The organism is Nocardiopsis sp. NPDC058789 (genome assembly GCF_042745575.1).
Lineage (GTDB): Bacteria > Actinomycetota > Actinomycetes > Streptosporangiales > Streptosporangiaceae > Nocardiopsis > Nocardiopsis eucommiae.
This window is the reverse complement of sequence record NZ_JBHYOW010000001.1, coordinates 1-13,429: the sequence shown is the minus strand read 5'-3', so window position 1 is coordinate 13,429 and position 13,429 is coordinate 1. Positions and strand designations below refer to the sequence as shown.

The 13,429-nt window shown below is 71.6% G+C and carries 14 protein-coding genes; 12 read left to right on the top strand and 2 right to left on the bottom strand.

What is annotated here, in order from left to right:
- The first annotated feature begins 68 nt into the window (after positions 1-68).
- The 9 genes from ACFW3L_RS00070 (at position 69) to ACFW3L_RS00030 (ending at position 8,639) form a co-directional block, all read left to right on the top strand.
- Entirely contained in the window at positions 69-1,169 is a 1,101-nt protein-coding gene (locus ACFW3L_RS00070) for a uroporphyrinogen-III synthase (protein WP_378735346.1), read from the top strand.
- A gap of 42 nt (positions 1,170-1,211) precedes the next feature.
- On the top strand, positions 1,212-1,901 hold the full coding sequence (locus ACFW3L_RS00065; protein ID WP_378734560.1) for a sirohydrochlorin chelatase: 690 nt from the start codon (positions 1,212-1,214) through the stop codon (positions 1,899-1,901).
- A gap of 797 nt (positions 1,902-2,698) precedes the next feature.
- Positions 2,699-3,616 carry a DUF6282 family protein gene (locus ACFW3L_RS00060; protein ID WP_378734558.1) on the top strand — a complete coding sequence of 306 codons (918 nt, stop codon included), beginning with the start codon at positions 2,699-2,701 and terminating at the stop codon, positions 3,614-3,616.
- Between the two features lie 3 nt (positions 3,617-3,619).
- Positions 3,620-4,534, top strand: a complete 915-nt coding sequence (locus ACFW3L_RS00055) for a hypothetical protein (protein ID WP_378734556.1) — start codon at positions 3,620-3,622, stop codon at positions 4,532-4,534.
- Positions 4,531-5,283 carry an HpcH/HpaI aldolase/citrate lyase family protein gene (locus ACFW3L_RS00050; RefSeq protein WP_378734554.1) on the top strand — a complete coding sequence of 251 codons (753 nt, stop codon included), beginning with the start codon at positions 4,531-4,533 and terminating at the stop codon, positions 5,281-5,283. The genes ACFW3L_RS00055 and ACFW3L_RS00050 overlap by 4 nt, the downstream gene beginning before the upstream one ends.
- Positions 5,276-6,046, top strand: coding sequence for an ABC transporter ATP-binding protein (locus tag ACFW3L_RS00045; protein ID WP_378734552.1), 771 nt, complete (start codon positions 5,276-5,278; stop codon positions 6,044-6,046). Before ACFW3L_RS00050 ends, ACFW3L_RS00045 begins: the two co-directional genes overlap by 8 nt.
- Complete coding sequence (locus ACFW3L_RS00040; RefSeq protein WP_378734550.1) at positions 6,043-6,903, top strand: ABC transporter permease; 861 nt, start codon at positions 6,043-6,045, stop codon at positions 6,901-6,903. The genes ACFW3L_RS00045 and ACFW3L_RS00040 overlap by 4 nt, the downstream gene beginning before the upstream one ends.
- Positions 6,904-6,922: 19 nt before the next feature.
- Positions 6,923-8,008 carry an ABC transporter substrate-binding protein gene (locus tag ACFW3L_RS00035; protein WP_378734548.1) on the top strand — a complete coding sequence of 362 codons (1,086 nt, stop codon included), beginning with the start codon at positions 6,923-6,925 and terminating at the stop codon, positions 8,006-8,008.
- Entirely contained in the window at positions 8,001-8,639 is a 639-nt protein-coding gene (locus ACFW3L_RS00030) for a flavin reductase family protein (RefSeq protein WP_378734546.1), read from the top strand. Before ACFW3L_RS00035 ends, ACFW3L_RS00030 begins: the two co-directional genes overlap by 8 nt.
- A gap of 19 nt (positions 8,640-8,658) precedes the next feature.
- Here the strand turns inward: ACFW3L_RS00030 and ACFW3L_RS00025 are convergent, their stop codons facing one another.
- Positions 8,659-9,357, bottom strand: a complete 699-nt coding sequence (locus ACFW3L_RS00025; RefSeq protein WP_378734544.1) for an IclR family transcriptional regulator — start codon at positions 9,355-9,357, stop codon at positions 8,659-8,661.
- Positions 9,358-9,637: 280 nt separating this feature from the next.
- Positions 9,638-10,594, bottom strand: a complete 957-nt coding sequence (locus tag ACFW3L_RS00020) for a LysR substrate-binding domain-containing protein (protein ID WP_378734542.1) — start codon at positions 10,592-10,594, stop codon at positions 9,638-9,640.
- Positions 10,595-10,665: 71 nt separating this feature from the next.
- On the opposite strand from ACFW3L_RS00020, the gene ACFW3L_RS00015 reads away from it, so the two are divergent.
- The 3 genes from ACFW3L_RS00015 to ACFW3L_RS00005 are packed head-to-tail and all read left to right on the top strand — an operon-like array spanning position 10,666 to position 13,252.
- Positions 10,666-11,871, top strand: coding sequence for a thiolase family protein (locus ACFW3L_RS00015; protein ID WP_378734540.1), 1,206 nt, complete (start codon positions 10,666-10,668; stop codon positions 11,869-11,871).
- Positions 11,868-12,563, top strand: a complete 696-nt coding sequence (locus ACFW3L_RS00010; RefSeq protein ID WP_378734538.1) for a 3-oxoacid CoA-transferase subunit A — start codon at positions 11,868-11,870, stop codon at positions 12,561-12,563. The genes ACFW3L_RS00015 and ACFW3L_RS00010 overlap by 4 nt, the downstream gene beginning before the upstream one ends.
- On the top strand, positions 12,560-13,252 hold the full coding sequence (locus ACFW3L_RS00005) for a CoA-transferase (RefSeq protein ID WP_378734536.1): 693 nt from the start codon (positions 12,560-12,562) through the stop codon (positions 13,250-13,252). The genes ACFW3L_RS00010 and ACFW3L_RS00005 overlap by 4 nt, the downstream gene beginning before the upstream one ends.
- Positions 13,253-13,429: the final 177 nt, after the last annotated feature.

Here is a 13,429-nt window from a genome sequence, read left to right as displayed (position 1 = left end):
CTCCTCCGGGCAACGAACCCGCCACTGGCGCCCCGTCTCCGGGGAACGAACCCGCCGCCGCAGCGCCGCTGGCGGGGTTCACCGTGGCGGTGACCGCCGCCCGCCGCGCCGAGGAGATGAGCGCCCTGCTGCGCCGCAAGGGGGCCCGGGTCGTGGCCGCGCCCGCCCTGCGCATCGTGCCGCTCAGCGACGACCAGCGCCTGGCGTCGGTCTCCGACGAGCTCGCGCGCCGCCCCGCCGACGTCGTCGTGGCCACCACCGGTATCGGGTTCCGTGGCTGGGTCGAGGCGTGCGAGACATGGGGAACCGCCGAGGGGCTCCTGGACGGTATGCGCGCCTCCCGGCTGCTGGCACGCGGTCCCAAGGCCCGTGGAGCGATCCGGGCGGCCGGGCTCACCGAGGAGTGGTCACCGCCCTCGGAGTCCTCCGCCGAGGTCCTGGACCACCTGCTCGAACAGGGCGTCCGGGGCCTGCGCGTGGCCGTCCAGCTGCACGGCGAGCCCCTGCCGGACTTCACCGCCGCGCTTCGCCTGGCCGGAGCCGAGGTGGTCGAGGTACCCGTCTACCGCTGGACCCCGCCCGAGGACACCGCCGCCCTGGACCGGCTCATCGAGGCGGTCACCGGCGGGGGAGTGGACGCGGTGACCTTCACCAGCGCGCCCGCCGCAGCAGGGCTGTTGGCCCGCGCCCACACCACCGGTCAGCAGGCCCGGCTCGTCCGCGCGCTGAGCGGCGACGTCCTGGCCATGTGCGTGGGTCCGGTCACCGCGCGTCCCCTCATGGCCCACGACATCCCCACCGTCTGGCCGGACCGGGCCCGGATCGGCTCCCAGGTCCGCAGGCTCGCGGAGGAGCTGCCCGCCCGGTTCCCCGCGCTGGACGTGGCCGGACACCGCCTGCGCCCGCGCGGCCACGCCGTCCTGGTCGACGGCGTCGTCCACACGCTCTCGCCCACCCTGATGCGGCTGTTGCGGGCGCTGGCCCACCAGCCCGGCCGGGTCCTGGACCGTTCCCACCTGCTCACCTGCCTGGGTGAGGACGCCGACTCCCACGCGGTGGAGTCGGCCGTGGCCCGGCTGCGCACCGCCCTGGGCGACCCCCGGATCATCCAGACCGTGGTCAAGCGCGGCTACCGGCTGGCCCTGGACACCCCCGACTGCACCTCCTGACCCCGGCACCAGGAAGGACGGAGCGGGTACGCCCGCCACGCGATGAACACCGGCAACCTGATCCTGGCCGTCCACGGCACCCGCGACCCGCACGGAACCGCCGTCGCCCGGTCCCTGGCCCTGGACGTGGCCGAACTGGTCCGCCAGCCCGCCCGACTGGCCTTCGCCGACGTGCGCACACCCACTGTCGGCCAGGTCGCGGCCCGCACACCGGGCCCGCTGGTGGTCGTGCCCGCCTTCCTCGCTTCCGGCTATCACGTGCGCACCGACATCCCGCACCAGCTGGCCCGGGCCGGTCGCGCCGACGCCGTCGTCACCCCCGCGCTGGGCGGCCATCCGGCGCTCCTGGACACCGCCGTGCGTCGCCTGGACGACGCCGGGTACCGGACCGGCGACGCCGTGGTCCTGGCCTGCGTCGGGACCTCCGACCCCGGTGCCGGAGCCGAACTCCGGCGGGCCGCCGCCGACCTCTCCCGGCGCCTGGGGACCCGGGTGGAGGTCGCCTTCATCGCCACCGGCGGACCCACCGTCACCGAACGCGTCGCCCAGCTGCGCGAGCGGGGGCACCGCCGGGTGGCTGTGGCCAGCTGGCTGCTGGCCCCGGGCCTGTTCCACGACCGGCTGGCGCACGCGGGCGCCGACGCGGTGGCGGACCCCCTGTGCCCAGCGCCGGCCATCGCCCGCGCGGTGGTGGACCGCTACCGCCGGGCGGTCGTCGGGCAGCCCGCCTGAGGACGACCGCTTCCCACCAGGCACGGACGGCCGTGGCGTCCTCACGCGCGCACGTCCTCCGTGGATCCGAACGCCCGGCGGGTGAGCCCGCCCGGCGGTGACCGAACACTCGACGGGCCCGTTCCGGTTCTCTCCGGAACGGGCCCTTCCCGTGGGTCGGGACGGGTGGACGCCGCCCCCGGCGGTGGGCAACCGCCCCAGCCGGACGGGGGTTCGTCCCCCGTGTCTTCGACCCCGCGCCCCTTGACCGCACCGCCCTTCGCTGGCCAAACCCTGGGGGCGACGCGAGCCCCGTACCCGTGCCTCAGCCGTGCCGAGGTGATTCGGCGGTCGCGGCGACGCGTGGCGGTGTGATCGCTCCTCGGCGCGTACACCCGGGCCACTCGTGGGGAGAGCGGGGACGCACGGAGACCTCGGGCGGGCGAGGTGGACGTCCGGAGTTCGCGGCGACGCGTGTCGGTGCGGTCGCCTCTCGGTCCGTACGCCGGGGCCACACGGGTGGGGGAGAGCGCCGGACGCACCGAGGCCTCAAGGCTCGCGCGGGCGGGCGCAACCCGTACGAACGTCCCTCCGCGCGGTGGCGGCGGGGGAGTGCGGTCACGCGGTGTCGGCACCCCCGCACGAGCTGTCGTCGGGGCGCGACAGTGGCCACACGCTGCGGGAACGTGTTCGATCCCCGCAACGAAGCGCCTTGTGGGGACCGTCCCGGGGCGAACGCACACCCACACTTGACAGTCGCAATATGAACATAGATGATTCAATACGAACATGTGACCCTGATCTCAGAGGTGTGCTCTATGACTCTCACGTCCCTCCCGCCCCTCGCGGAGGCACTCGACGGAGCCGTCGATCTGCATTGCCACTCGGGCCCGAACCCCTTCTCACGGGAGTTCGACCACGTGGAGGCGGCCCGCGACGGAGAGCGCCTGAACATGCGGGGAATCCTGGTGAAGTCGCACCACCACAACACCGTCATGGACCTGCTCGCGATGCACCGCGAACTGGACGGCGTCGCGACGCCGATCTTCGGCGGGATCGCCCTCAACGCCCAGGTGGGCGGACTGAACCCGTACGCGGTCGCGATGTCGCTCCAGATGGGCGGCCGCGCGGTCTGGTTCCCGACCTTCTCCAGCCGCTGCCACTGCGAGAACGAGCACCACGGCTTCCCCGAGTCCGACTACGACATCCCCAACCGGGTCGTCGACGTGGTCGACGCCGAGGGCCGTCTCCTCGACGCGGCCCACGAGGTCATCGACCTGGTGGCGGAGGCGGACGTGCTCCTCTCGGCGGGCCATCTGGAACCGGCCCAGTCGGCCCAGCTCTTCGCCGCCGCCACTGAGCGCGGCGTGCGCCGCATGATCCTCAGCCACCCGAACTTCATCGTCGACGCCGACGTCGAGCGCTGCCGCCAGCTGGCGGAGCTGGGCGGCTACATCGAGCACGAGGTCGGCATGTACGACCCCCAGGGCTTCCGCAAGTGGGACCCGGGGCTGCTGGTCGAGTGGATCCGGGCCATCGGCCCCGACCACACGGTCCTCTCCTCGGACCTCGGACAGCGAGGGCGCCCCATGCCCGTCGACGCCTTCATGCGCGTCGGTGCGGCCCTGCTCGAACGAGGCCTGACCGTCGAGGAGCTTCGCCAGGTCACCTCGCACAACGCCGCCTTCCTGCTCGGTCTGGAAGACGAACGTCCCGCTCCGGTCGAGAGGGGCTGACGGATGGCCTACCTCGCGAGTGACCCGCGCAGCCAACTGTCCGCCTCGAGCGGGCCCGACGCCGACGCCGCGCACGACCCGCAGTACTTCGACTTCAGTGAACTCGCACCCACCGTGACCACGGGACGGGGCGGGCGTCTGTGGACGGTACGAGCCGCCAACGCGGCCGTCGTCTACGCCGAACACGCCGACGGGGACACCGTCGATCGCCAGGACGCCGACGAGACGATGCTGGTGGTCCTGCCCTCCCGAGGCCGCCTCGTGGTGCGCACCGACGGGGAGACGGTCGGCGTCGAACCCACGAGCGTCGTCACGGTCCAGCCGGGCCCCTGGCGGTACGAGGTCGAGGGGGCGCTGCGGCTGCTGCGGCTGCACACGGTGGCCGCGTCGGACCTGCTGGACCAGGCGCTCAACGGCGAGGCCTACGCCGACGGCCTCGGACTCAGCGTTCCCGCCGATCCCTGGCCCGCGCCCTCGGGCGACGCCGAGATCCGCGTCTACGACGCCATCGAGGACATCGCCCCGCAGGAGGGACGCCTGGGGCGCATCCTCCGTGGCCGTCACGCGATGGTGAACCTGCTGTACCCACGCGTCGGACCCCGGGACCCGCGCACCCTCTCGCCCCACACCCACGACGACTTCGAGCAGTTGAGCTTCGTCGACGCCGGTGAGTACGTCCACCACATCCGGCGTGCGTGGGGAAACGACCGCACCGCGTGGCGCCCCGACCATCACCGTGAGATCGGCGGGCCGTCGCTCACCATCATCCCGCCGCCGCTGGTGCACACCAGCGAGGCCGTCGGATCCGGCGAGAACCGCATGGTCGACATCTTCGCCGGGCCGCGCGAGGACTTCTCGCGCCGTCCGGGCTGGGTCCTCAACGCCGACGACTACCCGTGGCCGGAGACGGACCGATGAGCAGTGGGAACGGGTCCCAGGGCCCACAGTGGGCCGCCTGGGTCAAGCTCGACTCCTGGGAGTCCACGGCCATCCTCGCCCGCGCCGGTGTCGAGGTGATCGTCGTCGACGCCGAACACACGATGCTGGACCTGTCGGCGATCGCCCGGCACATCGCCGTCGGCCAGGCGCACGGGATGCGCGCGCTCGTGCGGGTTCCCGACCAGGGGCCGTCCTTCGTCCAACGGGTGCTCGACGCCGGCGCCGACGGGATCGTCGTTCCCCACGTCGACGGTCCCGAGGCCGCCGCCGAGATCGTGTCCGCGACGCGGTTCGCTCCCGAGGGACGGCGCGGCTCCGGTGCGACGTCGCGAGCCGGGGCGTGGGGGCAGGGGCCACGAGCCGACTACCTGTCCCGGCCGGTCGAGGTCATCGCGCAGATCGAGTCGCTCTCCGCGCTGGAGCACGTTGAGGACATCGCCGCGGTCGACGGGATCACCGGGCTCCTTCTCGGCGCCGCCGACCTCGGGCTCGACGCCGGACGTGCCGTCGGAGACGCCGATCGCACCGTGGTCACCGCGGCTCACAGGCACGGGATCGCCGCGGGGGCGGCGGGAGGACCGGGCGGCGCCGCACGCGCCCGCGAACTGGGGTTGGACTTCTTCGTCGGCGCCGCCGACACGACACTGCTCGCGGAAGCCGCCGTGAACGCCGTCAGGCGCATGCGGGCAACCGAGGACCACACGGGAAAGGCGTCGCTCCATGGGTGAGCCAGTCATGAACTTCGTCCACGTCAGCAAGCACTATCGCGGTGGAACGGTCGCGGTCGAGGACTTCCACCTCGACATCGCCGACGGGGAGTTCGTCTCCATCGTCGGACCGAGCGGATGCGGCAAGAGCACCCTGCTCAAACTCATCATGGGACTGGAGCCGCTGACCGAGGGCAGTATCAGCTACCGGGCAGAGGCGCGTGACGAGTCGGCGATGACCGGGATGGTGTTCCAGCAGCCGCTCCTGCTTCCCTGGCACACCGTCCTGGACAACGTGCTCGTGCCCTCGACCCTCCAGGGGCGCTCCCAGCGCAGGCGCGACGAAGGCCGGGCGCACGAGCTCCTGGAGATGCTCGGGCTGTCGGACTTCGCCACCAGCCACCCCTACCAGCTGTCCGGCGGGATGCAACAGCGTGTCGGGATCGCTCGGGCCCTCCTGCACGACCCTCGGATCCTGCTGATGGACGAACCGTTCGGCGCACTGGACGCGATGACCCGCGACCAGCTGACGATGGACCTGCTGGAGATCTGGGAACGGGACCGCAAGACGGTCGTCTTCATCACCCACAGCATCTCCGAGGCGGTCCTCCTCTCCGACCGCGTCGTCGTGATGACGCCGCGCCCCGGTCGCGTCGGCGCGGTCATCGACATCGACCTGCCGCGCCCGCGCACCCTCGACGTCGTGAGCACCGCCGCGTTCGGTGACTACACGCGCCGTATCAGAACCGTCCTTGACACAGCCGAAGTGGTGACCACCCCATGACCGCACCAGACTCCTCCTCGACAGGGCAGACCCTGACAGTGCGCCGCGAGGCGGGGGACACCGAGACGCGTCGCAGGCTCTCCGACCTTCCTGGCTGGTTGCTGTCGAGCGCCACGGTGCTCATCCTGCTGACCGTGTGGGAGGTGGTGGTCCGCACCTTCGACATCTCGGTGATCCTCTTCCCCGCGCCCACCCGGATCGTGGAGGCGCTCGTCGAGGGCTTCACCGACGGGCCGTTCCTGCGCCACACCTGGGTCACGTTGCAGGAGATCCTCTACGGCTTCGCCATCGCCGTCGTCTCCGGACTGCTCGTCGCGGTGTGGGTGAGCTCCTCGCGCCTGGCCGAGAAGATCGTCCTGCCGATCGTCGTGGTGCTCCAGACCGTGCCGAAGGTGGCCCTCGCGCCGCTGTTCCTCGTCTGGTTCGGCTTCGGAATGGAGTCGAAGATCCTCACGACGGCGCTGATCGCGTTCTTCCCGATCCTCGTCAACGCCACGCTCGGCTTCAACTCCACCAGCAGCGACCAGGTGAACATGATGCGTTCCTTCGGAGCGACGCGTCTGCAGGTCCTCACACGGCTGCGCCTGCCGACGGCCGTCCCCAGCATCATCGCCGGACTGGACGTGGCGGTCGTGCTCTCGGTCATCGGTGCCATCGTCGCCGAGTTCGTCGGCTCACAGGCCGGACTCGGCTACCTGATCATCGCCAGCAACACCTCGCTGGACGTGGCCACCATGTTCGCGGCCCTGGTCGTGCTCTCGACCATCGGTCTCGTACTGCACTACGCGGTCGTCCTCGGCGGGCGGCGACTCGCCTTCTGGTCCGAGGAGAACCGTGCCCGCTCCGTTGGAAACTGACTCCCTCGAAGGACGACTCATGACCATGACACGCGTGTCCCGCAAGGTGCTGCAAGGCGGCGCCGTACTGATGTTCACCTCCCTGCTCGCGGCCTGTGGCGGGTCGGGCGGCGACGGTGGCGACCAGCAGGTCTCCATGACGCTCGCGACCCCGACCTGGAACGCGGGGATCGCCTCGATCGCGGTGTCCCAGGAGATGGGCTACTTCGAGGACGAGGGCCTGGACGTCGAGATCATCCTGGCCGACTCCGCGACGACCCAGGTCCAGCAGATCGCGACCGGCCAGGTGGCGACCGGGGCCGTCAGCCCCGAACCGGTGATCCTGGGCCGTGAGCCCGGCAAGAACCTCGACCTGACCTACTTCATGTCCTACTACAAGGACAACATCTACGGCCTGAGAGTCCCGGCCGACAGCGACATCACGTCGATCGAGGACCTGGAGGGCAAGACCGTCGGCGCGATCAGTCTCGCGAGCGCCTCGGTCACGCAGGCCCAGGTCGGTCTGCGGGAGGCGGGTGTACCGGAGGACTCGGTGACGTTCGTCGCGATCGGGACGGGTGGCCAGCAGGCCACCGCCGTGGAGAACGGCCAGGTCGACGCGCTCGCCCTGCTGGACACGTCGTTCCAGGTGCTGGAGAACCAGGGGATCGAGCTGCGCGAGATCGAGGTCCCGGGGACCGACATGCTCACGAGCGGTGGACTCGCGGCCCGGACGGGTGACCTGGAGGAGGACCGGGAGCTGTACGTCAAGCTCGGCCGCGCGATCGCCAAGGGCGTCGTTTTCAGCGAGGCGAACCCCGAGGCCGCCGTCCAACTGCTCTTCGACGCCCACCCCGAGGCGCGCCCCTCGGGCCTGGACGACGACGTCGCCCTGTCCTCGTCGGTCTCCGTCCTGGAGGCGCGACTGGCCAACCTCGGCGCCGAGGACGACCCGTACGGCGTGATCGACCAGGAGGCGCTCCAGGCCAACGTGGACTTCCTGCTCGACGCGGGCGAGCTCACCGAACCGGTGGACCCCGCCGACCTGTACGACGACTCGTTGATCCAGGACATCAACGACTTCGACCGGGCCGCCGTCCGACAGGAAGCCGCCGACCATGCCTGACGACACGACCGTGATCGACCCCTCGGGGTTGACCGCCCAGGAGAACTACCGGCTGCTCACGGGCTGTGTCGTTCCCCGGCCCATCGCGTGGGTGACGTCCGTGGGCCGTGACGGTGCGGCGAACCTGGCCCCGTTCAGCGCCTTCACGATGGTGTCCAACGATCCGCCCATGGTCGGGATCAACATCGGGCGGCGCGGGGGCGGGTTCAAGGACACGGCCCGCAACATCGCGGAACGGGGGGAGTACGTCGTCAACATCCCCGGATGGGAGCACTGGAGGGAGGTCCACGAGTCGGGGGAGGTCCATCCCCCCGGTGTCGACGAGGCCGAGCTCCTCGGTCTCGCGACCGAGCCGAGCGACGTGGTGAGCGTGCCCCGGCTGGCCACCGCCCGGGTGAGTCTGGAGTGCCGGCTCGCGCGCGTGGTGGAGTTCGGCCGGGCCGGTGCGCAGTTCACGGTCGGGGAGGTCGTGCGGTTCCACGTGCTCTCGTCGGCGCTGGACGGCCTCAAGATCGACACCGCGATGATCGATCCGGCGTCACGCCTGGCTGGTCCGACCTACGGACGGCTCGGGAACGTCGAACGGCTCGGTGACGCGCCGTCGGGGGCCCGGGGCAGGGGGGACCGTTGACGGAGCAGGTCTGAGGGGCTCAGTCGTCCGCGCCGAGCGACCGGGAGATCGTGGTCGCGGCACTCCGGAGTGCCGCGAGTTCGACGCTCTCGGCGTGGACGTCGAGCACGTCGCGGGTGCTCAGGAGCGCGAGTGACGCCGCGAGGCCGTGCTCGTCCCACACGGGAGTGGCGAGCACGGCGATGCCCCGCGTGCTGACCTGGGCGGCGTACCCGCGCTCGGACGTCTCGCGCACCAGGCGCCCGATCCGTTCACGCTCCCCGTCCGGGAGCTGTCGCGAGGCGCGCACCACGCTCGGGGCGTCGGCCATGAAGGTGTGGAAGATGCCGGTCTGCGCGGCGGCGGTCGACAGCTGCATGCCCACCCGCACGGAGACGACGATCTCGCGGCGCGGAGGTTCCTCGACGTGCGCCACGACCGGTGACGAGGAACCCCAGAGGGACAGGACCGCCGTGATCTCGGTGTCGCGGGCCAGGGTCTGCATCGGGTCCACGGCGAGGCGCAGGATGTCGCGTCGGCCGAGGGCGAAGGCGCCGAGCTGCACGAGTGCCGGTCCCGGAACATAGGTGCGGTCGTCGCGGAGGGCGAGCACGTTGGCGTTGACCAGGGAGGTCAGGTAACGGTAGGTCGTCGTGCGGTTGAGTCCGATGAGGTCGGCGGCTTCGGTCGACGTCACTGATTCACGATGCGGACCGAACAGTGCGAGGATCATTCCCACCCGGTCTACTGCTTGGATGTCCACTCCGGAGCCCCTGACGTGATGTGTTCCAGTTGTTCACATGGCGACCACATCGTACCGTGCTCGGGGGGACCGCGAAGAACCGCTGGCGGCGTCCGGCCCCGGGGATCCGGGCTCCGAGAACCCCGTGGAGCCAGGGGATCCGACGATCCCCGCCGGGGGTGGTCCTGACCAGGAACGCCTCGATCCCGGGGCGCCGGGGCATCGGCCGTCGGTCGTCCCGACGACCTCCCCTCGGCGCCGCGAGGTCCCGCATGGCTCACGCACCGGAACGCCCGTGACCCTCCTCGTCCTCGTGGGCGGTGTCCCGCCGGGGGGTGTGGTCCGTGATCCCTGGGACCGTCGCCCGGATGATCTCCACGGTACGTGCCAGGTGGGGCTCGGAACGGTCGGCGCGGTGCGCGACGGCGAGTTCCACGTGCGCGTCGGCCCCGGTGAGCGGCCGGTAGGCGACGCCCCGGAGTTCCAGCGCCGTGACGGGTTCGGGCACGACCGCCACACCCAGCCCCCCGGCCACCAGAGTGACCAGGGTCGAGGTCTCCCCGACCTCGTGGCGAACGCGTGGCTCGACGCCCACGTCGCGCAGCAGGCCCAGGACGATGTCGTACATCACCGACCGGCGGTCCGCGGAGTGCACGATCAGATCCTCTCCCGCGAGGTCCTCGGCACGCAGCCGTCCGCGCCCGGCCAGGCGGTGGTGCACCGGCAGGGCGACGAGCAGCCGGTCCCGGCGCAGCGTGTGCACGATGATGGAGCGGTCGGCCACCGGGGGGCGCAACAACGCGACGTCGATCGTGCCGCCGCGCAGCGCCTCGACCTGGTCGGGGCCCAGCATGTCACCCCGGAAGGAGAAGTCGACCCCCGGGAGCTCGACCGAGAGCCGACGGCTGAGGTTCGGCAGCAGGCTGTACGTCGCTGATCCCACGCATCCGAGGGAGAGGTGGCCCACGGCGCCGGAGGAGACGAGACGGGCTTGGTGGGCGGCCCGGTCGACGTCCGCGAGGATCCCGCGTGCCAGGTCCAGGTACACCCGGCCGGCCTCGGTGAGCGCGACGCGACGCGTCGTACGGTGCAGCAGCTCGACACCGAGTTCCGCCTCCAGCTGGCGGATCTGCTGGGAGAGCGGCGGCTGGGCCATGTGCAGCCGCTCGGCGGCCCGACCGAAGTGGAGTTCCTCCGCCACCGCGACGAAGTACCTGAGATGCCGCAGATCCATATCTGGTCCATATCAATAGCCTGGGATATGAGTACTTCAGGATATCGCGCTCAGGGCCTAGCGTCGGTGCCATGAGCGCATTCCTGTACGCCGCGACCCGGACGCCGTTCGGTCGCTTCAACGGCGCGCTGGCCGGGGTCCGCCCCGACGACCTGGCCGCGGCCGCGATCACCTCCACACTCGCCACGGTGCCCGAACTCGATCCGGCCGCGATCGACGACGTGGTGTGGGGCAACGCCAACGGGGCCGGGGAGGAGAACCGCAACGTCGGCCGTATGGCGGCGCTGCTCGCCGGACTGCCCGTCAGCGTCCCGGGCACCACGGTCAACCGCCTCTGCGGGTCCGGCCTCGACTCCGCGATGGCGGCCAGCCGGACGATCGAGTCCGGCGACGCCGAGATCGTGCTGACCGGTGGTGTGGAGTCGATGACGCGGGCGCCGTGGGTGCTGCCCAAGCCGACGGGGCCGTTCCCGGTCGGGGACCTCACCGCCGTGTCGACCACGCTCGGTTGGCGTCTGGTCAACCCGCGCATGCCGGAGGAGTGGACGGTGGGGCTCGGTGAGGCCAACGAACTGCTCCGGGAACGCTTCGGGATCTCCCGGGAGCGGCAGGACCGGTTCGCCGCCCGCTCCCACGAACTCGCCCACCAGGCCTGGGAGTCGGGCTTCTACGACGACCTGGTGACACCGGTGGCGGAGACCGACCTGGTGCGCGACGAAGGCATCCGAGCCGCGTCCACACCGGACGTGCTGGCCACACTCAGGACCGTGTTCCGTTCACCCGAGCGGGGCGGCACGATCACGGCGGGGAACGCCAGCCCCCTCAACGACGGTGCCTCCGCGGTGCTCCTGGGCAGTGAGGGGGCCGCCGACACGATCGGGGCCGCCCCGATCGCCCGCGTCGCCGGGCGGGGCGTGACGGCGCTGGATCCGCGGTCCTTCGGGTTCGCGCCGGTCGAGGCCGCCAACCGTGCCCTGGCCCGCGCCGGGATCGGCTGGGAGCAGGTGGGCGCGGTCGAGCTCAACGAGGCCTTCGCCGTGCAGGCGCTCGCCTGTGTCGACGCCTGGGGGATCGATCCCGCCATCGTCAACCAGAAGGGCGGGGCCATCGCGATCGGACATCCGCTGGGCGCTTCCGGTGGTCGACTCCTCGCCACCCTGGCCAAGGTGCTGCGCGAGTCGGGACGGCGCTACGGCGTCGCCGCGCTGTGCGTCGGGGTCGGCCAGGGGCTGGCCGTCGTGCTGGAGAACACCGACGACACGGGGCGGCTCCGATGAGCCGCGCGGAGGTCGTGGAGAGCGCCGACGCAGCCGTGGCCGGGGTCGAGGACGGGGCCACCGTCCTCGTCGGCGGCTTCGGACTGGCGGGCATGCCGTTCGACCTGATCGAGGCGCTCATCCGCCAGGGAGCCAAGGACCTCACGATCGTGTCCAACAACGCCGGCAACGGCGAGGTCGGGCTCGCCGCGCTGCTCGCGGCCGGACGGGTGCGCAAGGTCGTCTGTTCCTTCCCCCGGCAGGCCGACTCCTGGGTCTTCGACCGCCTCTACCGGTCGGGTGAGATCGAACTCGAGCTCGTGCCGCAGGGCAACCTCGCCGAGCGGATGCGCGCGGCCGGGGCGGGCATTGGCGCCTTCTACTGCCCGACGGCGATCGGTACGCCTCTGGCCGAGGGCAGGGAGGAACGTGAGATCGACGGTCGCAGGTACCTGTTGGAGTACCCGATCAGGGGTGACTACGCCCTGATCGGCGCGTACCGGGCGGACACGCTGGGCAACCTCACCTATCGCAGGACCGCACGCAACTTCGGCCCGGTCATGGCCACGGCGGCGGCGACGACCGTCGTCCAGGTCGACCAGATCGTGGAGCCGGGGGAACTCGACCCCGAAGCCGTGGTCACCCCGTCCATCTACGTCGACCGGATCGTCCAGGTGCAGACCCGTCGCCACACCGTCCAGGGGGCCCGATGACCCACGCGAACGATCCGTCCGCCGGAGCGCCGATGAGGGCCGACCACCCCCTGTCGATGGACGAGCTGGCCGCCGTCATCGCCGCCGACATCCCGTCCGGAGCCTTCGTCAACCTCGGGATCGGGCAGCCCACCAGGATCGCCGACCACCTGTCGGCCAGCTCCGGGGTGGTGCTCCACACCGAGAACGGCATGCTCAACATGGGGCCGAGGGCCGAGGGCGACGCCGTGGACCCCGACCTGACCAACGCGGGCAAGGTCCCGGTGACCGAGTTGCCGGGAGCGGCGTACTTCCACCAGGCCGACTCCTTCGCCATGATGCGCGGCGGACACCTGGACGTCTGTGTTCTCGGCGCCTACCAGGTGGGGTTCCAGGGCGACCTCGCCAACTGGCACACGGGCGCACCCGACGCGGTTCCCGCTGTCGGCGGTGCCATGGACCTCGCCATCGGAGCCAAGGAGGTCCACGTGATGATGCCCCTGTTCACCCGCTCCGACCAGCCGAAACTCGTACCGCTCTGCACGTATCCGCTCACCGGGGTCGGCTGTGTCAGTCGCGTCTACACGGACCACGGCGTCTTCGAGGTCGGTGCGCAGGGCGTACGGATCCGGGAGACGTACGGTGTCGGCGCCCGGGAACTGGCACGACGGCTCGGCATCACGGACCCGGACACCGCGCCCACGGGCTGAAGGGGTGTTCCGGAAGAGGGTCGGCGGAGTACGCGGCGCGTGAGCGGGCCGACGCGTCGGCGGGGGGGGGGCGGGGGGGCCCCCCCCCCCGGTCCCGGGCCCCCACTGCTCCGCGGGGTGGGGGGCCCGGGGGGGGGGGGTGTTGGCGCTGATAGCCAGGGGACCCAAGGCCCCCCC

Bases quoted from the DNA above. Each gene is read 5' to 3' on its own strand.
- ACFW3L_RS00065 (WP_378734560.1), top strand. From the start codon at position 1,212: ATGAACACCGGCAACCTGATCCTGGCCGTCCACGGCACCCGCGACCCG.
- ACFW3L_RS00060 (WP_378734558.1), top strand. From the start codon at position 2,699: ATGACTCTCACGTCCCTCCCGCCCCTCGCGGAGGCACTCGACGGAGCC.
- ACFW3L_RS00055 (WP_378734556.1), top strand. From the start codon at position 3,620: ATGGCCTACCTCGCGAGTGACCCGCGCAGCCAACTGTCCGCCTCGAGC.
- ACFW3L_RS00050 (WP_378734554.1), top strand. From the start codon at position 4,531: ATGAGCAGTGGGAACGGGTCCCAGGGCCCACAGTGGGCCGCCTGGGTC.
- ACFW3L_RS00045 (WP_378734552.1), top strand. From the start codon at position 5,276: ATGGGTGAGCCAGTCATGAACTTCGTCCACGTCAGCAAGCACTATCGC.
- ACFW3L_RS00040 (WP_378734550.1), top strand. From the start codon at position 6,043: ATGACCGCACCAGACTCCTCCTCGACAGGGCAGACCCTGACAGTGCGC.
- ACFW3L_RS00035 (WP_378734548.1), top strand. From the start codon at position 6,923: ATGACCATGACACGCGTGTCCCGCAAGGTGCTGCAAGGCGGCGCCGTA.
- ACFW3L_RS00030 (WP_378734546.1), top strand. From the start codon at position 8,001: ATGCCTGACGACACGACCGTGATCGACCCCTCGGGGTTGACCGCCCAG.
- ACFW3L_RS00020 (WP_378734542.1), bottom strand. From the start codon at position 10,594: ATGGATCTGCGGCATCTCAGGTACTTCGTCGCGGTGGCGGAGGAACTC.
- ACFW3L_RS00015 (WP_378734540.1), top strand. From the start codon at position 10,666: ATGAGCGCATTCCTGTACGCCGCGACCCGGACGCCGTTCGGTCGCTTC.
- ACFW3L_RS00010 (WP_378734538.1), top strand. From the start codon at position 11,868: ATGAGCCGCGCGGAGGTCGTGGAGAGCGCCGACGCAGCCGTGGCCGGG.
- ACFW3L_RS00005 (WP_378734536.1), top strand. From the start codon at position 12,560: ATGACCCACGCGAACGATCCGTCCGCCGGAGCGCCGATGAGGGCCGAC.